This is a genomic window from Kribbella sp. CA-247076, from assembly GCF_050942445.1.
GTDB lineage: Bacteria > Actinomycetota > Actinomycetes > Propionibacteriales > Kribbellaceae > Kribbella.
In genome coordinates, this window is record NZ_CP192051.1 from 2,390,915 (window position 1) to 2,407,460 (window position 16,546).

Annotated in this window: 17 protein-coding genes; 13 read left to right on the forward strand and 4 right to left on the reverse strand. The window is 70.7% G+C overall.

The genetic code is table 11. The annotated features are described in order from the left end of the window. Window positions 1-14 precede the first annotated feature (14 nt). The 3 genes from dnaJ (at window position 15) to ACQPYZ_RS11560 (ending at window position 2,718) form a co-directional block, all read left to right on the forward strand. Window positions 15-1,157, forward strand: coding sequence for a molecular chaperone DnaJ (gene dnaJ / locus ACQPYZ_RS11550; RefSeq protein ID WP_433167466.1), 1,143 nt, complete (start codon window positions 15-17; stop codon window positions 1,155-1,157). Between the two features lie 3 nt (window positions 1,158-1,160). Further along, the gene (locus ACQPYZ_RS11555; RefSeq protein ID WP_433167467.1) at window positions 1,161-1,877 is read left to right on the forward strand and encodes a 16S rRNA (uracil(1498)-N(3))-methyltransferase; all 717 of its coding nucleotides are present in this window, start codon (window positions 1,161-1,163) and stop codon (window positions 1,875-1,877) included. A gap of 73 nt (window positions 1,878-1,950) precedes the next feature. Continuing rightward, entirely contained in the window at window positions 1,951-2,718 is a 768-nt protein-coding gene (locus ACQPYZ_RS11560) for a RibD family protein (protein ID WP_433167468.1), read from the forward strand. Window positions 2,719-2,727: 9 nt separating this feature from the next. Here the strand turns inward: ACQPYZ_RS11560 and ACQPYZ_RS11565 are convergent, their stop codons facing one another. Both ACQPYZ_RS11565 and ACQPYZ_RS11570 read right to left on the reverse strand, forming a co-directional pair. Further along, window positions 2,728-3,855, reverse strand: coding sequence for a Gmad2 immunoglobulin-like domain-containing protein (locus ACQPYZ_RS11565; protein ID WP_433167469.1), 1,128 nt, complete (start codon window positions 3,853-3,855; stop codon window positions 2,728-2,730). Then, window positions 3,852-4,361 carry a SigE family RNA polymerase sigma factor gene (locus ACQPYZ_RS11570; protein ID WP_433167470.1) on the reverse strand — a complete coding sequence of 170 codons (510 nt, stop codon included), beginning with the start codon at window positions 4,359-4,361 and terminating at the stop codon, window positions 3,852-3,854. Before ACQPYZ_RS11570 ends, ACQPYZ_RS11565 begins: the two co-directional genes overlap by 4 nt. Window positions 4,362-4,466: 105 nt before the next feature. Between ACQPYZ_RS11570 and ACQPYZ_RS11575 the strand changes: the two genes are divergently transcribed. From ACQPYZ_RS11575 to era, 6 genes are all read left to right on the forward strand, one after another. Further along, window positions 4,467-5,429, forward strand: a complete 963-nt coding sequence (locus ACQPYZ_RS11575) for a hypothetical protein (protein WP_433167471.1) — start codon at window positions 4,467-4,469, stop codon at window positions 5,427-5,429. Between the two features lie 151 nt (window positions 5,430-5,580). Continuing rightward, window positions 5,581-6,507: a PhoH family protein gene (locus ACQPYZ_RS11580; protein ID WP_433169660.1), complete on the forward strand. Its 927-nt coding sequence runs from the start codon at window positions 5,581-5,583 to the stop codon at window positions 6,505-6,507. Beyond that, window positions 6,504-6,986 carry an rRNA maturation RNase YbeY gene (ybeY, locus tag ACQPYZ_RS11585; protein WP_433167472.1) on the forward strand — a complete coding sequence of 161 codons (483 nt, stop codon included), beginning with the start codon at window positions 6,504-6,506 and terminating at the stop codon, window positions 6,984-6,986. The genes ACQPYZ_RS11580 and ybeY overlap by 4 nt, the downstream gene beginning before the upstream one ends. Before the next feature lie 42 nt (window positions 6,987-7,028). Continuing rightward, entirely contained in the window at window positions 7,029-8,333 is a 1,305-nt protein-coding gene (locus ACQPYZ_RS11590; protein ID WP_433167473.1) for a hemolysin family protein, read from the forward strand. Window positions 8,334-8,365: 32 nt separating this feature from the next. Beyond that, window positions 8,366-8,698 (forward strand): cytidine deaminase, encoded by a 333-nt coding sequence (locus tag ACQPYZ_RS11595; protein WP_433167474.1) that lies wholly within the window; start codon window positions 8,366-8,368, stop codon window positions 8,696-8,698. Further along, window positions 8,682-9,611 carry a GTPase Era gene (gene era, locus ACQPYZ_RS11600; protein WP_433167475.1) on the forward strand — a complete coding sequence of 310 codons (930 nt, stop codon included), beginning with the start codon at window positions 8,682-8,684 and terminating at the stop codon, window positions 9,609-9,611. Before ACQPYZ_RS11595 ends, era begins: the two co-directional genes overlap by 17 nt. Here era and ACQPYZ_RS11605 read toward each other — a convergent pair whose 3' ends face one another. Then, a complete protein-coding gene (locus ACQPYZ_RS11605; RefSeq protein ID WP_433167476.1) occupies window positions 9,612-10,601 on the reverse strand; it encodes a GNAT family N-acetyltransferase in 990 nt (329 codons plus the stop codon). A 113-nt stretch (window positions 10,602-10,714) separates the two neighbouring features. Here ACQPYZ_RS11605 and ACQPYZ_RS11610 point away from each other — a divergent pair, with 113 nt between their 5' ends. Both ACQPYZ_RS11610 and katG read left to right on the forward strand, forming a co-directional pair. Then, a complete protein-coding gene (locus tag ACQPYZ_RS11610) occupies window positions 10,715-11,167 on the forward strand; it encodes a Fur family transcriptional regulator (protein WP_433167478.1) in 453 nt (150 codons plus the stop codon). Window positions 11,168-11,193: 26 nt separating this feature from the next. Then, entirely contained in the window at window positions 11,194-13,392 is a 2,199-nt protein-coding gene (katG, locus tag ACQPYZ_RS11615; protein WP_433167479.1) for a catalase/peroxidase HPI, read from the forward strand. On the opposite strand, the gene ACQPYZ_RS11620 is transcribed toward katG, so the two are convergent. Continuing rightward, a complete protein-coding gene (locus ACQPYZ_RS11620; protein WP_433167480.1) occupies window positions 13,385-13,804 on the reverse strand; it encodes a PPOX class F420-dependent oxidoreductase in 420 nt (139 codons plus the stop codon). The genes katG and ACQPYZ_RS11620 overlap by 8 nt on opposite strands. 109 nt (window positions 13,805-13,913) lie before the next feature. Here ACQPYZ_RS11620 and ACQPYZ_RS11625 point away from each other — a divergent pair, with 109 nt between their 5' ends. Both ACQPYZ_RS11625 and ACQPYZ_RS11630 read left to right on the forward strand, forming a co-directional pair. Continuing rightward, on the forward strand, window positions 13,914-15,239 hold the full coding sequence (locus tag ACQPYZ_RS11625; protein WP_433167481.1) for a DUF1800 domain-containing protein: 1,326 nt from the start codon (window positions 13,914-13,916) through the stop codon (window positions 15,237-15,239). A gap of 17 nt (window positions 15,240-15,256) precedes the next feature. Beyond that, on the forward strand, window positions 15,257-16,507 hold the full coding sequence (locus ACQPYZ_RS11630) for a DUF1501 domain-containing protein (protein ID WP_433167482.1): 1,251 nt from the start codon (window positions 15,257-15,259) through the stop codon (window positions 16,505-16,507). The last annotated feature ends 39 nt before the right edge of the window (window positions 16,508-16,546 follow it).

Below are 16,546 nucleotides of genomic sequence, written 5' to 3' on the forward strand. Positions count from 1 at the left end.
CCCTGGCTTGGAGTATGAGCACCGACTACTACGCCGTCCTGGGCGTCAGCCGTGACGCGTCACCGGACGAGATCAAGAAGGCCTACCGCAAGCTGGCCCGCCAGTACCACCCGGACGTGAACGACTCCGAGGACGCGCACCACAAGTTCCAGGAGATCGGCCGCGCGTTCCAGGTGCTGAGCGACCCGCAGAAGCGGCAGTTGCACGATCTCGGCGGTGACCCGTTCGCGACCGCCGGCCCGGGCGGCGGGCCCGGCGGGTTCGGGCAGGCCTTCACGTTCACCGACATCATGGACGCCTTCTTCGGCCAGACCGGCGGGGCCACCCGCGGGCCGCGGCCGCGGACCCGGCGCGGCCAGGACGCGCTGATCCCGCTGCGGATCGACCTGGCCGAGGCCGCGTTCGGCACCACCCGCGAGCTGAAGGTCGACACTGCCGTACTCTGCCCGACCTGTTCGGGCTCGGGTGCGGCGGCCGGCTCCGAGCCGGTCACCTGCGACATCTGCCACGGCCGCGGCGAGGTCACCCACACCCAGCGGTCGTTCCTCGGAGAGGTCCGGACGATGCGCCCCTGCCCGAACTGCCGCGGCTTCGGCACGATCATCCCGAACCCGTGCGTCGAGTGCTCCGGCGACGGCCGGGTCCGCTCCCGTCGTACCGTCACCGTGAAGATTCCCGGCGGCGTGGACACCGGCACCCGGGTCCAGTTGTCCGGTCAGGGCGAGGTCGGCCCCGGCGGCGGCCCGGCCGGCGACCTGTACGTCGAGATCGAGGTCGAGCCGCACGACATCTTCACCCGCAACGGCGACGACCTGCACTGCACCGTCACGCTGCCGATGACGGCGGCCGCGCTCGGCACGACGATCGACCTGCCGACGCTGGAGGGCGAGACCACTCCGCTGGAGATCCGGCCCGGCACCCAGTCCGGTACGGCGATGACGCTGACGGCCCGCGGTGTCCCGCGGCTGCGGCACGCCGGCCGGGGCGACCTGATCGTCCAGGTGATCGTCGAGACCCCGACCAAGCTCGACGACAGCCAGGCCGACCTGCTCCGGCAACTGGCCGGCATCCGCGGCGAGGAGCGCCCGCAGGGCCAGGTCCAGGCCACCCACAAGGGCGTCTTCGGCCGCCTGCGTGACGCCTTCGGCGCCCACTAGGCGATGGGCGTCGCGGTCTTCTTCTGCGAGGACCTGTCGGGTGCCGAGCTGCGGCTGGAGGGTGCTGAGGGGCGGCATGCGGCGGTGGTCCGGCGGATCGGGCCGGGCGAGCGGGTCCGGCTGACCGACGGGCGCGGGGCGTGGGCCGAGGGGGCGGTGACGACCGCGTCCAAGGCCGGGCTGACTGTTGCCGTGGACAACCGTGGGGCCGTGGCCGCGAGCAGTCCGCGGCTGGTCGTCGTACAGGCGCTGCCGAAGGGGGAGCGGGCCGAGCTCGCGGTGGAGATGCTGACCGAGGTCGGCGCCGACGTGATCGTGCCGTGGAACGCGGATCGGAGTCAGTTCCGCGGCAATCCCGAGCGGTCGGCGAAGACGCTGGCGAAGTGGCAGGCGTGGGCGTTCGAGGCGAGCAAGCAGTCCCGCCGGAGCTGGTTCGCGGAGGTCACCCCGATTGCCACGACCGCGGAGGTCGCCCGCCTGGTGGCCGGCGCCGCGCTCCCCGTCGTACTGCACGAGGAAGCCAAGGTTCCACTTGCCTCGCTCGACGTCCCCACCGACGGCGACATCGTGATCGTCATCGGCCCCGAAGGCGGCATCACCCCCACCGAGCTCACCACCTTCGCCGTCGACCCCGTCCGCCTCGGCCCCACCGTCCTCCGCACCTCCACCGCCGGCGTGGCCGCCGCCGCAGCCCTCCTAACCCCCACCCGCTGGCGCTGACAACGGCCGAGGTTGTCGGTGGCTGTTGGTAGACCTGGTGTTCTGCCGTTCTGGCCGACCGAAGGAGGCCGCGATGCCGGACCGACCGCGTGTGGTGGTCAGCGTGGGAGCCAGCGTGGACGGGAAGGTCGCCCTCACCCGGGAGGCGATCCTGATGCATCCGCCGAGCTCGGCTCTGTGGGCAGCGATGACGCCGTACGCCGACGATCCGGTCTCGATCGACGTCCTCGAAGTGGTCAGGGAGCAGTACGGCTGCAACGCCGTACTCGAGGGCAGCGGCAGCCTGGTGGCCGAGGACGAGGTTCCGGAGGAGCTACCGGCGTACGACGGCGACACCGCCGAGCTCTACCAGCACTTCCTTCCGCCTGACATCACCGGACAGCCGTCGCCGCCGCACCTGTGGTTCACCGTCGTCGACAGTCGCGGACGAGTGCGCTGGACCGAGAAGCACGAGAACTGGGACGCCCTGGTCCTGGTGGCGCGGTCGACCCCACCCGACTATCTCGCCTACCTCCGTCGGGAACGAATCTGCTACCTCGTCGTCGGTGAGGACCAGGTAGACCTGACGCAGGCGATCGCGGCGATGGGGACCGAGCTCGGCGTCAGCTGTGTCCTGTCGAACGCGGGCGGCGGGCTCAACGGTGCATTGCTGCGGGCAGGTCTGATCGACGAGCTGCACCTGACGCTGGCGCCTGCGCTCATCGGCGGGCTAGGTACGCCGTCAGTCGTCGACGGACCGCCCCTGGCCGTCGGCGAGCAACCAACCCCGTTGCGGCTGCTCTCAGTGCACACCGACGCCGGTGGCTCCGTGCGCCTGCACTACACCGTCTCCCGCGACTGACGGTGCCGGCTACTTGAGGTGGAAGGTTTTGGTGTCGGTGGAGGTGGGGCGGCCGTCTTCGGCGGAGGGTTCGAAGACCTCGACGGTGTAGGTGCCGGGTGGGAGTTTCTCGACGACGAAGGCGAACGGAGTGAACTTGTAGGCCTCGCTCGTCTGTGTCGGGCCCTCGGCGACGACGCGGCCGGTCTTGGCGTTGAGGATCCGCCAGTTCAGGTGCGCTTCGTACGCCGAGCCGAGGCCGGTGACCTTGATCGGGGCGGTCGTCGCGGCGCCGTCCTCGGGCGAGGTGATCCAGATCAGTGCCTGCACGTCGGTCGACTTGGCCCGGGCGAGTGGGGTCGAGGTGTCGACCTGGCCGAAGAGCTTCGTCCCGGTCCGGCCCTGCTCGGTGACCTGGACCCGCTCGGTGTCGGCGGCCAGAGCGCCCTGCACGGTGTACACGAGTTGCTGGACCGCGACCTTCGCGGCGGCGGCGTCGAGACGGGTCCGTGGGAGCTGCTTGAAGTCGACGGTGACGAGTCCGGGGGACCGCGTGACCGAGTTGAGCTGGGCGCCGCGCCAGACGGAGTAGTAGTCCGGGTCACCGGGCTTCGCGGACGTCATGATCCGGACCGCCTCGGTGGCCGGGCGGCCCTTGACGTTGGCCCACGTCCGGTACAGCCGGACCTCACCGGCGCGGTTGGCGCCGACCCGGTCGCCGAGCCAGTAGACCGGGACGACCGCGCTCTTCACCACCTGCTCGGGCTTGCCGCCCAGCGTCGGCTCAGATGACGTCGGCGTCGTGGTGGGCGGCGTGGTCGGGGCTGGCGTGGGAGCGGGACTGGGCTCCGCGCCGGTCGCCGGAGCGGAGGAGAACGGCGCGCGGCTGGCGGAGGTCGTGGTGCTCGGGCTTCCGGCCAGCGGCTCGTCGCCGGCGTTGTCGTCCAGCACGGTGAACGCCCCGATCGCCGCGGCCGTGCCGATGGTGGCCGCGCCGGCGGTCAGGATCCAGGGACGTCGGCTGCCGGTACGACGCTGTCCGCGGACGCGGGCCTGGATCTCCGGCAGCGCGTCGGCCGGCTCCACCCGGTCGGCCTCCTCGGCCAGCGCCCGGCGCATCAACTCGTCGAACGGATCGTTCGGCTGCTGGTCGTTCATAGGTTCTGCTCCAGGAGCTGGCGGAGCGACTTGCTCGCCCGCGCGGCGTGGCTCTTCACGGATCCGCGGCTGATCCCCATCGTCTCGGCGATCTCCGCCTCGGACAGGTCGCCGTAGTACCGCAGCACCATCACGGTGCGCTGCTTCTCCGGCAGGGTGCGCATCGCCTCGATCACCCGGTCGGTCTCGACCGTCCGCAGGACGGCCTGCTCGGCGCTCGGCTCGTCCGGCAGTGAGCGGGGCGTGTGCTTGTCCACCACCACGAGATGACGCTGGCGGGAGCGGCAGCGGTTGACCACCGCCGTCCGCAGGTACGCGAGCGCCTTGTGCGGGTCGCGCAACCGGTGCCAGCGGGCGTGCATCGCGACGAACGCGTCCTGCACGATCTCCTCCGCCGTACCGGTGTCACGCAGCAGCAAGGCGCCGAGGCGGACCAGCGACGTGTAGTGCGCCGTGTAGACCGCCGTCAGCGCCTCGTCGGCATCCCACGAGGACTCGTGTGTCACGTCCTCTTCGTACACCAAAGCCGGTTGCGCCACGAAAAGACGACGCGAAGACCTCGTTCCAGGTTGACAACAGCGCTGCCCCCGGCGGGATGAGAACCTGACGGCATGAAGCAGCGCGGCGACGGCCACTGGTCGGGACATCGCGACATCACCCACGCCGCGGTCGCCCGGCTGTACCAGGAGCTGGACGGACCCGGCGGCAGGCTCCACGGCCTCCGGCAGCAGGAGTACGCCGAGGCGCTCGACAAGGCGCAGGCGTACATGGACCGCGCGGTCGGCGCCGGCGTGATCAAGAACTTCGCCGGGACCGGCCGGTCCGTCCCGTACGCCGGTCTCGGGCCGACCGGCCACTCGGCGTACGCGAACCCGAACGCCCAGCGCGAGCACTTCATGGCCGACCCGTACCGCCGCGGTGTGGACAACCTGGCCCTCAACACCGAGTACGTCTTCGAGGAGCTTGCCGCGGCGCACGGGTCGGCCGACGAGATCAAGCACCTCGGCGCCGCCGCGCACGCCCTCCAGGACAGCTACTCCGGCGCACACGCGTGGCGGGAGGAGTCTGTGTACGACGGGGATCCGACCGCTGCGGTGCAGTCGCTGCACGTGTTCACCCCTGCACATGCCGTGGGGATCGACGACGGCCGCAACACCCATTTCGACCAGTTCGACGAGCCGCCGGCGACCTCCGGGTCCACCCGGGCCGCGGTCGAGGCGACGTACCGGATGCTGCTGGCGCACGAGCTGAACCGGGAGAAGTCACCGCAGGAGGCGGCCCGGGCGCTGCGGGCCGATCTCGAACCGATGCTGAGGCCGTCCGCGACCGGCGTCACCGTGAACCTGAACCCGGGCCGGGAGTGGACCGCCGAGCGCAACCGGCGCCTCGCCCTCGAGCACGGCGTTCTGCGGCCGGGTCCGTCGGGTGGCGAGCTGTCCCGGCTGTCCGGCGTACTTGCGGCCAATCCGGCACCGAGCCGGCGAGGCGCTGCTCCGCCCGCCGAGGCGGCCGGGAAGCCCGCGGCGAGCGTGTCCCGGGGAATTACGCGTGAGGGTGTCGGACGAGGCGGCTAGCATGGGTGAGTCAGTCACCACCGGCATCAGGAGGAAGAGCCTGTCCAGGCCACGCAGTATCGAACCGGAGGCGCGCGCGAACGGCACCGTCGCCAACGCCGCCACCACCACGCAGGCGTCGCACAAGATCGTCGTGCCGAACAGCATCGACATGGTGGCCCTGCTCGGAGCCCGGGACGAGTTCCTCCGCATCGTCGAGAAGGAGTTCGCCGCCGACATCCTGGTCCGCGGCAACGAGATCACGCTCACCGGTGAGCCCGCCGAGCTGGCGCTGGCCGAGCGGCTGATCGACGAGCTGATCGCGGTGGTGCGGACCGGCCACGGGCTGACCGCGGACTCGGTCGAGCGCAGCATCGCGATGATCAAGGCGGCCACCGCCGAGAGTCCGCGCGACGTGCTCACGCAGAACATCCTGTCCAGCCGCGGCCGGACGATCCGGCCGAAGACGCTGAACCAGAAGCGCTACGTGGACGCGATCGACAAGAACACGATCGTGTTCGGCATCGGCCCGGCCGGCACCGGCAAGACCTATCTGGCCGTCGCCAAGGCGGTCCAGGCGCTGCAGGCCAAGGAGGTCAACCGGATCATCCTGACCCGGCCGGCCGTCGAGGCCGGCGAGCGGCTCGGCTTCCTGCCCGGCACGCTGTCGGAGAAGATCGACCCGTACCTGCGCCCGCTGTACGACGCCCTGCACGACATGCTGGACCCGGAGTCGATCCCGCGGCTGATGACCGCGGGCACGATCGAGATCGCTCCGCTGGCGTACATGCGCGGCCGGACCCTGAATGACGCCTACATCATCCTGGACGAGGCGCAGAACACCTCGCCGGAGCAGATGAAGATGTTCCTCACCCGGCTCGGCTTCGGCTCCAAGATGGTGGTCACCGGCGACGTCACCCAGGTCGACCTGCCGACCGGGACGAACTCCGGCCTCCGGGTCGTCCAGGACATCCTCGACGGCGTCCAGGACCTCGCCTTCTGCCGGCTGACCTCGCACGACGTCGTCCGGCACAAGCTGGTCGGCCGGATCGTCTCGGCGTACGAGACCTACGAAGGCAGCTCTGACACCAGCAGATGAACGTCGAGGTCAACAACGAGTCCGGGGTCGAGATCGACGCGAACGGACTGATGCGGCTGAGCCGGTTCGTGATGTCGTCGCTGCGGCTGCATCCGGAGTGTGAGCTGTCGATCAAGCTGGTCGACGAGGACACGATGGCGCGGTACCACGTCGAGTTCCTGGACCTGCCGGGTCCGACCGACGTGATGTCGTGGCCGATGGACGAGCTGCGACCGGGCTCCGGCGACACCGCCGACGACGCGGACCTCCCGCTCGGGCATCTCGGCGACATCGCGCTGTGCCCGACCGTGGCGGCCGCGCAGGGCGCCAAGGCCGGGCACGGCACCTGGGCCGAGCTCGAGCTGCTGACCGTGCACGGCATCCTGCACCTGCTCGGGTACGACCACGCCGAGCCGGCCGAGAAGGCGGAGATGTGGGACGTCCAGGGCCGGCTTCTGGAAGCATGGCGCGCACCCGGAAACCGGATCGAGGGTGCCTGATGGCTCGCCGCAGGCACCCGCTGGGACAGGAGTGACGTTGCGGTGACCTCCCACGACCTCGTTCTGCTGGTTGTGGCCGCGGTGCTCGTGCTGCTCGCCGGCCTGTTCGCCGGCGCCGAGGCGGCGCTGTCGTCGTACTCGACGGTCCGGGCGAACGAGCAGGTCGAGCAGGGCAACCTGCGCGCCGTCCGGCTGCGCGCCCTGCTGTCGGACGCCCCGCGGTACCTGAACTCCCTGCTGCTGGTCCGGCTGATGTGCGAGATCACCGCGATCGTGCTGGTCACCCAGGCGCTGTCGGAGGTCTTCCCGGTCACCTGGGAGCACATCCTGATCACCGCCGTGGTGATGGTGCTGGTGTCGTACGTGATCATCGGCGTCGCCCCGCGCACCCTCGGCCGGCAGCACTCGGACCGGTTCGCGATCATCTCGGCCGGGCCGGTGATGGCGCTGACCCGGATCCTCGGTCCGCTGCCGAAGGTGCTGATCATGCTGGGCAACGCGCTGACCCCGGGCAAGGGGTTCGCCGAGGGCCCGTTCGCGACCGAGGCCGAGCTGCGGGCGCTGGTCGACTACGCCGAGAAGTCGGCGGTGATCGAGTCCGGCGAGCGGCAGATGATCCACTCGGTGTTCGAGCTCGGCGACACCATCGTCCGCGAGGTGATGGTGCCGCGGACCGACATGGTCTACATCGAGAAGCACAAGAAGCTGCGCCAGCTGACCTCGCTGGCGCTGCGGTCCGGGTACTCGCGGATCCCGGTGATCGGCGAGTCGCTGGACGACATCCTCGGCGTCGTCTACCTCAAGGACGTGATGCGCCGGGTGTACGACAACGCCCAGGCCGAGTCGACCGAGCGGGTCGAGTCGGTGATGCGGCCGTGCATGTTCATCCCGGACTCCAAACCGATCGACGAGCTGCTGCGGGAGATGCAGGCGGCCCGGATGCACGTCGCGATGGTCGTCGACGAGTACGGCGGCACGGCCGGCCTGGTCACCATCGAGGACATCCTCGAGGAGATCGTCGGCGAGATCACCGACGAGTACGACGAGGTGCCGGACTCGGTGCAGGAGCTGTCGGACGGGGCGTACCGGGTGTCGAGCCGGCTGCCGATCGACGAGCTGGGCGAGCTGTTCGGCGTACCGCTGGACGACGACGACGTGGACACCGTCGGCGGCCTGATGGCGAAGCTGCTCGGCAAGGTGCCGATCCCCGGCGCCGAGGTGGAGATCGCGGGGCTGACGCTGACGGCGGATCGCCCGTCCGGCCGCCGCAACCAGGTCGGTACTGTGCTGGTACGGCGGGAGGAGACCGCCGACCCCTCGCCCGACCAGAACCACCAGCACGCCTGATCGCAGCACCACCTCGCCTAGGAGCACCCACCTTGTCAGACCTCTCGGCGGAAGACGCCAAGCTCGTCACCCTCGCCCGCGCCGCGCGCGCCCGTACCCGGGCCGCCGAAGGGGCCGCGGTCCGCGACTCCGACGGCCGGACGTACGCCGCCTGCACGGTCGCGCTCGACACCGTCGACCTGACCGCCCTGCAGCTCGCGGTCGCGATGGCGCTGGCGTCCGGGGTGAAGGGTCTGGAGGCGGCCGCGGTGGTCACCGAGGGGTCCGCGGTCGATGTCAACGTGGTCCGGCACTTCGCCGGCGCCAACGTCCCCGTAGTACTTGCCCAAGGCACCGGAGAGGTCCGCGATGTCGTCCACACCTGAGCCCTTCAAGTCCGGGTTCGCCTGCTTCGTGGGCCGGCCGAACGCGGGCAAGTCCACGCTGACCAACGCCCTGGTGGGCCAGAAGATCGTGATCACCTCGTCGAAGCCGCAGACCACCCGGCACGCGGTCCGCGGCATCGTGCACCGGCCGGACGCCCAGCTCGTGCTGGTGGACACGCCCGGTCTGCACAAGCCGCGCACCCTGCTGGGCGAACGGCTGAACGACCTGGTGAAGACCACCTGGGCCGAGGTCGACGTGATCGCGGTCTGCCTGCCGGCGTCGGACAAGATCGGTCCGGGCGACCGGTTCCTGGTCGGTGAGGCGGCCAAGGTCGCCAAGACGCCGAAGGTCGCGCTGGCCACCAAGGCCGACCTGGTCGAGCCGGACCGGATGGTCGAGCACCTGGCCGAGATCGCCGCGCTGGGCGAGTCGGCCGGGATCGAGTGGGCCTCGATCGTGCCGGTCTCGGCGACGTCCGGATTCCAGGTCGACGTGGTCGCCGACGAGCTGGTGAAGCTGCTGCCGGAGGGGTTCGCGCTCTACCCGGACGGCGACATCACCGACGAGCCCGAGGAGACCCTGGTCGCCGAGCTGATCCGCGAGGCGGCGCTCGAGGGCGTCCGGGACGAGCTGCCGCACTCGATCGCGGTCACGATCGACGAGATGGGGTTGCGCGAGGACCGGCCGGACGACAAGCCGCTGCTGGACGTGTACGCCAACATCTTCCTCGAGCGGGACAGCCAGAAGGGCATCGTCATCGGCCACAAGGGCGCCCGCCTGCGCGAGGTCGGCGCGGCCGCCCGCCGCCAGATCGAGGCGTTGCTCGGGACGCCGGTCTACCTCGATCTGCACGTGAAGATCGCGAAGAACTGGCAGACCGACGCCAAGCACCTGCGCAAGCTGGGCTTCTGACTACAGCGACTTCTGGTAGTCGGGGATCCGGGTGATGATCCGGTAGTTGAGCGCCTCGTTGATGGCGATCATGTGGTTGTTGGACTCGGCGTTCCAGGTGTCGAGCTGGGCCAGCTGCGGCTCCTGGTCGCGCATCCACAGCAGCATCGCGGACTTGACCAGCGCGCCGAGGCGGTGGCCGCGGTGGGCGCGGGCGACGGCGGTGTCGTTCTGCTCGCCGATGTGCGGGCGCTCCCGCTCGACCGTGATGGTGGTGTGGCCGGCCAGCTCACCGGTCGCCTTCTCCCGGGCGATCACCCGGTACAGCGTCCGCTCGCTCTTCTGCTGCGCCTCCTCGTAGGCCCGCAACCGCTCCGGGGTGTACTCGTCGTCCTCGACGTCGAGGTCGTCCTTCGGCGCGTCGTTGATCGAGGCGGTCACCGCGACCATGCCCTCGAGCAGCTCGTCCGGCAGCGTCCCGGTGATCTGGATCAGCTCGTACGCCGAGGAGGCGGCGACCGCGTCGTCGTACAGCCGCTGCACGACCGACCAGTCCAGGCCGGCGACGTCCTGCCGCCGGTTCACCTCCATCGCCTTCCGCTCGAAGCCGTGCCGGCGCGCGAACGCGTCCGCGGCCGGCAGGTCGAACGTGCTCAGGCCGATCGAGTTCCGGCCGAGCTCGGCGGTCAGCCGCTCGGCGTGCGCGATCAGCGCCGGCCCGATCCCGCGTCCGCGACGGTCCGGGTGGACCGTGCCGAACGCCCACAGCAGGTTGGTGTTGTCGTACGTCGGGATCGAGGCCTCGAGCAGCCCCACCGCGGCGCCGTCCTCGTCCCGGGCCAGGAACGCCTGGCCCGGATTCAGGTCCCACCCGTACCGCAGCCCGTTCGCGAAGCCGCGCGGCGTCGGCAGCAGGACCTCCGGGCAGTCCACCTTGGCGGCGGCGCTCATCACCGCAACAGCATCAGCACACCCGACCTCGTCGTCGGGCGACAGTCTCGTGATCTCCACGCCCTCAGCTTCCACACCCCGACCGTTTACCGCGAGTGAATTTCCCCGGTGGGAAATCACCACACCGCGCGCCGAATCTTGACTGATTCCAGAAGGGGCGGAAGACTGCAGGTGTGGCAGTCGAGTCCGACCTGCACCGGAGGTTGCGCGAGGTGGCGCTCCGGGTCACCCGGCCGCGGGTGGCCGTGCTGCACGCTGTCCACGCGCATCCGCACGCCGACACCGACACCATCATCCGCGCGACCCGGGAGGAACTGCCCGACGTCTCCCACCAGGCGGTGTACGACGTCCTGCGCGCACTGACCGACACCGGGCTGGTGCGGCGGATCCAGCCGGCCGGTTCGGTCGCACGGTACGAGGCCCGGGTGGGGGACAACCACCACCACGTCGTGTGCCGCTCGTGCGGCGCCATCGAAGACGTGGACTGCGCCGCCGGCGAGGCGCCGTGCCTGCATCCGTCGGACCACCACGGCTTCTCCGTCGACGAGGCCGAGGTCGTCTACTGGGGCCTGTGTCCCGCCTGCTCGGCCGCTTCCCGCGACCGGGCGACCGCATCGCACTCCTGATCAGCAACCGCACCGAAAGGTTGAGCATGTCCGACACGTCCGGCGTCACCCCCCACGGCAGCGAGAGCGAGAACCCGGCGATCGACGCCCCGACTGTGAAGCCGGGCCGGCCGAGGACGAACCGCGACTGGTGGCCGAACCAGCTGGATCTCTCGATCCTGCACCCGCACCACACCCGGTCGAACCCGATGGAGGAGGACTTCGACTACGCCGCGGAGTTCGCCGGCCTCGACGTCGACGCGCTGAAGGGCGACATCGTCGAGGTGATGCGGACCTCGCAGGACTGGTGGCCGGCCGACTTCGGCCACTACGGCCCGCTGTTCATCCGGATGAGCTGGCACGCGGCCGGCACCTACCGGATCGAGGACGGCCGCGGCGGCGCCGGTGACGGCGCCCAGCGGTTCGCACCGCTGAACAGCTGGCCCGACAACGCGAACCTGGACAAGGCCCGCCGGCTGCTGTGGCCGGTCAAGCAGAAGTACGGCCGGAAGATCTCGTGGGCCGACCTGCTGGTCCTGGCCGGCAACGTCGCCCTGGACGACATGGGCTTCAAGACGTTCGGCTTCGGCTTCGGCCGCGAGGACATCTGGGAGCCGGAGGAGATCTACTGGGGTCCCGAGGACACCTGGCTCGGTGACGAGCGCTACAGCGGCGACCGCGAGCTGGGCTCGCAGCTGGGCGCGGTCCAGATGGGCCTGATCTACGTCAACCCCGAGGGCCCGAACGGCAACCCGGACCCGCTGGCCGCGGCGCGCGACATCCGCGAGACCTTCCGCCGGATGGCGATGAACGACGAGGAGACGGTCGCGCTGATCGCCGGCGGCCACTCGTTCGGCAAGACCCACGGCGCCGGACCGGCCGAGAACGTCGGCCCCGAGCCGGAGGCCGCGCCGCTGGAGGCGCAGGGGCTCGGCTGGCACAGCACCTACGGCTCCGGCAAGGGCAAGGACACCATCACCAGCGGGCTCGAGGTGACCTGGACGCAGACCCCGACCCGCTTCGGCAACGGGTTCTTCGAGAATCTGTTCAACCACGAGTGGGAGCTGACCAAGAGCCCGGCCGGCGCGCACCAGTGGGTCGCCAAGGACGCGCCGGAGGACGTGCCGGACGCGCACGTCGAGGGCAAGAAGCACCGGCCGACGATGCTCACCACCGACCTCGCGCTCCGGCTCGACCCGGTCTACGGGCCGATCTCGCGGCGCTTCTTCGAGAACCCGGACGAGTTCGCACTGGCCTTCGCCAAGGCCTGGTACAAGCTGCTGCACCGCGACATGGGCCCGGTCTCGCGCTTCCTGGGTCCGTGGGTGCCCGAGCCGCAGCCGTGGCAGGACCCGGTGCCGGCGGTCGACCACGAGCTGATCGGCGACGAGGACATCGCGGCGCTCAAGGACAAGCTGCTCGCGTCCGGTCTGTCCGTCCAGCAGTTGGTCGGCACCGCGTGGGCGTCCGCGGCCAGCTTCCGGACCACCGACAAGCGCGGCGGCGCGAACGGCGCGCGGATCCGGCTCGAGCCGCAGCGGAGCTGGGAGGTCAACGAGCCGGCCGAGCTGGCCAAGGTGCTGCAGACGCTCGAGCAGGTCCAGCAGGAGTTCAACGGCTCCGGCAAGCAGGTGTCGCTGGCCGACCTGATCGTGCTCGGCGGCTGCGCGGCCGTGGAGAAGGCGGCCCGCGACGCGGGAACCGAGATCACCGTCCCGTTCCACCCCGGCCGGACCGACGCCTCCCAGGAGCAGACCGACGTCGACTCGTTCGCCGTCCTCGAGCCGCGGGCCGACGGGTTCCGCAACTACGTCCGGGCGGGGGAGAAGCTCTCGCCGGAGACGCTGCTGCTCGACCGGGCGTACATGCTGAGCCTGACGTCGCCCGAGCTGACGGTCCTGGTCGGCGGCCTGCGCGCGCTCGGCGCGAACGTCGGCGGCGCGCAGCACGGCGTGTTCACCGACCGGCCCGGCACGCTGACGAACGACTTCTTCGTCAACCTGCTCGCGCCGGGCACGGAGTGGAAGACGTCGGAGTCGGCCGAGAACGTCTTCGAGGTCCGGGACGTGGCCACCGGTGACGTCAAGTGGACCGCGACCGCGGCCGACCTGGTGTTCGGTGCCAACTCCCAGCTCCGGTCGCTGGCCGAGGTCTACGCCAGTGCCGACGCGAAGGAGAAGTTCGTCAAGGACTTCGTCGCGGCCTGGGTGAAGGTGATGGAGCTCGACCGGTTCGACCTCAGGTAGGCCTCGGCATCCCGTAGGCGTGGTCGATGGTCATCGAGAAGACGAGTCGCTTGTCGGTGACCATCGCCCGCCGGTACTCATCCCAGTCCGGGTGCTCGCCGGACGCCGTCCGGTAGTAGTCGACCAGGTCCTCGACCACGGCGTCGTACGGGTCGGCCGCCACCGCGCTGAGCTCGGCCTTGCCCTCGACGACGACGTACGAGCGGCCGCCGGGACCGTCGACGTACAGGCTGGCGCGCGGGTCGCGGCGGAGGTTCTTCGTCTTCGCGCGGCCGTCGGTGAGCGAGACCCGGATCCGCTCGCCGTCGAACACGTAGGTGACGTTCGACAGTTGCGGGCGGCCGTCGCGTTTGAGCGTGACCAGCACACCGAGGCCGTGGCTGCCGATCCGGTCGAGGAGGTTCGAGGTCATGCACAGAGCTTAAGAATTCAAGCACGCTTGAAGACAACCCAGCTGTGGGTTGACTGAAGAAACCGCCCGGATCCTGGTCTGGGGCTGCGCGGCCGGAAACGATCGAGGCATGACCGAGATCAGCGAGCGCGCCGCGGTACGGCGGCTGAACGACCGGCTCGGGTTCGGACCGGCGCCGGGGGACCTGGACGCCGGGTACGACGCGACCGTCCGGCGGCTGCTGGGTCCGCTGACGGATCCGGCCGCCGCCGCGGTGACCCCACCGACCGGACTCGCCCCGCCGATGGCCGAGAAGAAGGATCCTGCCGAGAAGAAGGATCCCGATGAGAAGAAGGACCGGGAGGCGAAGAAAGCGGCGGCGCGGCAGCGGGCGGCGCAGGAGCGGACGCTGGGCGTCTGGTGGCTGGACCGGATGGTCGTCAGCCGGACGGCCGCCGAGCGACTGACCTGGTTCTGGCACGGTCACTTCGCCACCAGCAACCAGAAGGTGCGCAACGCCGCCTGGATGCTCGGGCAGAACCAGACCCAGCGGACGCACGCCCTCGGCCGGTTCGGCGACCTGGCGCAGGCGATGGTGGTGGACACCGCGATGATCCGCTGGCTGGACGGCCAGAAGAACCGCCGCGGGACGCCGAACGAGAACCTCGCCCGCGAATACCTCGAACTCTTCACCCTCGGCATCGGCAAGTACACCGAGAAGGACGTGGCCGAGGGGGCGCGCTGCCTGACCGGCTGGGTGCTGGGCAAGGACGGCAAGGGCGCGACGTTCCAGCGGAAGCGGTTCGACTCCGGCTCGAAGACGCTGCTGGGCAGGACCGGCGCCTTCGACGCCAAGGGGTTCGCCGCGCTCGCCCTGGCACAGCCCGCCTCGACGAACTTCGTGATCGGACGGCTGTGGTTCCGGCTGGTCTCGCCGACCCCGCCCGACAGTACGACGGCCGGCCGGCTGACCACGGCGTACGGCGCGGACCGGGACGTACGGTCGTTGCTGACGGCAATGGTCGCCGAACCCGCCTTCCGCGACCCGGCGTCGGGGCTGGTGAAGCAGCCGGTGGAGTGGGCCGCCGGACTGATGCGGGCTCTCGGTGTCCGGCCGGGCAAGCTGGACGAGAAGGAACAGACCAAGCTGCTGGCCGGACTGCGCGGGATGGGGCAGCTGCCCTTCCGCCCGCCGAGCGTCGGCGGCTGGCCGGCTGGGGCGAGCTGGCTGACGACGTCCGCCGGCCTGACCCGGCTGCAACTCGCCCAGCACCTGGTGAAGCAGGCCGACCTGTCCGCCGTCGAGGACGCCAAGGACAAGGTGGCTGCCGTGGCCGCGGTGCTCGGCGTCGACGGCTGGTCGGCGCGGACCAAGGACGCGCTGGCCGGAGTGAAGGATCCCGCGCAGCTGACGGCGGTCGCCGCCTGCGCCCCCGAGTACGTGGTCAGCGGATGAGCGGCCGAGGAGGACCGATGGACAACCTGACGAGACGGCGGTTCCTGACGCTGAGCGGGGTGACCGCCGCCGGTGCGCTGGCGGCCGGGGCGACCCAGGTCAACTGGTCGGACCTGCTGACCGCGGCGGTCGACGATCCGCTGCCGGCCGACGAGTCCGTGCTCGTGGTCATCACCCTGTACGGCGGCAACGACGGCCTCAACACCGTCGTGCCGGCCGGCGATCCGGCGTACCAGAAGGCCCGGCCGGACCTGGCGTACGAGCCGAACGAGGTGCTCGAGCTGGGCGACGGCCTCGGCCTGAACCCGGGCATGAAGGGCCTGAAGGGTCTGTGGGACGACAAGCGGCTCGCGATCGTGCGCGGCGTCGGCTATCCCGAACCGGATCGCAGTCACTTCCGGTCGATGGCGATCTGGCAGACCGCCTCGCCGAAGTCACCGGTCCCGACCGGGTGGCTCGGGCGCTGGCTGGACGCGACCGGCGCGGATCCGATGCGCGCCGTGTCGGTCGAGCCGACCCTGCCTCCGCTGCTGGCGGGGGAGACCACGGCAGCTGCCTCACTGCCCCTGCGCGGGCTGGCCCTGCCCAAGGGAGCCCTCGGTACGGCGTACGCGGCGCTGGGCGAACCGAGTGCGGGTGAGGGTCCCTGGCAGGCGCGGGCGGCGAAAGCGGTCCATGACCTGCACGAGGCGACCCGCGTGCTCGGAGGCGCCGTACGCACCGGGCAGGAACGGGAGGACGAGGAGGACGAGGAGCGCACGAAGGGAGCGTCGGCCGGCGGCGCTTCCCAACTCGGGGCGCAGCTCGAACTGATCGCCGGCTTGATCGAAGCAGGCGTGCCGACGCGGGCGTACTCCGCGTCGCTCGGTGGCTTCGACACCCACGCGGACGAGCGGGGTACCCAGCAGCGGCTGCTGACCGAGCTGGACGGGGCGGTGACGCCGTTCATGCAACGACTGCGCAAGACCGACCGTGGGCGGAACGCCGTGGTGCTGGTGTACTCCGAGTTCGGCCGCCGCGTGCAGGCCAACGGAAGCGACGGAACGGATCACGGGACCGCCGGACCGGTGTTCGTCCTCGGCGACAAGGTCACCGGCGGCTTCTTCGGCGAGCAGCCCAGCCTCACCGATCTGTCCAACGGCGACCTGAAGGCGACCACCGACTTCCGGGACGTCTACGCCACCGTCCTCCGCGACGTCCTCGGCGCCGAGCCGGGGAAGGTGCTGGCCGGGCACGAAACCGCGGTGGACGGCCTGTTGCGTGCATAACGACAGGAGGTACCGCGCTGCAGCAGGCTCCGCCGGGCT

Bases quoted from the DNA above. Each gene is read 5' to 3' on its own strand.
- dnaJ (WP_433167466.1), top strand. From the start codon at position 15: ATGAGCACCGACTACTACGCCGTCCTGGGCGTCAGCCGTGACGCGTCA.
- ACQPYZ_RS11555 (WP_433167467.1), top strand. From the start codon at position 1,161: ATGGGCGTCGCGGTCTTCTTCTGCGAGGACCTGTCGGGTGCCGAGCTG.
- ACQPYZ_RS11560 (WP_433167468.1), top strand. From the start codon at position 1,951: ATGCCGGACCGACCGCGTGTGGTGGTCAGCGTGGGAGCCAGCGTGGAC.
- ACQPYZ_RS11565 (WP_433167469.1), bottom strand. From the start codon at position 3,855: ATGAACGACCAGCAGCCGAACGATCCGTTCGACGAGTTGATGCGCCGG.
- ACQPYZ_RS11575 (WP_433167471.1), top strand. From the start codon at position 4,467: ATGAAGCAGCGCGGCGACGGCCACTGGTCGGGACATCGCGACATCACC.
- ACQPYZ_RS11580 (WP_433169660.1), top strand. From the start codon at position 5,581: ATGGTGGCCCTGCTCGGAGCCCGGGACGAGTTCCTCCGCATCGTCGAG.
- ybeY (WP_433167472.1), top strand. From the start codon at position 6,504: ATGAACGTCGAGGTCAACAACGAGTCCGGGGTCGAGATCGACGCGAAC.
- era (WP_433167475.1), top strand. From the start codon at position 8,682: ATGTCGTCCACACCTGAGCCCTTCAAGTCCGGGTTCGCCTGCTTCGTG.
- katG (WP_433167479.1), top strand. From the start codon at position 11,194: ATGTCCGACACGTCCGGCGTCACCCCCCACGGCAGCGAGAGCGAGAAC.
- ACQPYZ_RS11620 (WP_433167480.1), bottom strand. From the start codon at position 13,804: ATGACCTCGAACCTCCTCGACCGGATCGGCAGCCACGGCCTCGGTGTG.
- ACQPYZ_RS11625 (WP_433167481.1), top strand. From the start codon at position 13,914: ATGACCGAGATCAGCGAGCGCGCCGCGGTACGGCGGCTGAACGACCGG.
- ACQPYZ_RS11630 (WP_433167482.1), top strand. From the start codon at position 15,257: ATGGACAACCTGACGAGACGGCGGTTCCTGACGCTGAGCGGGGTGACC.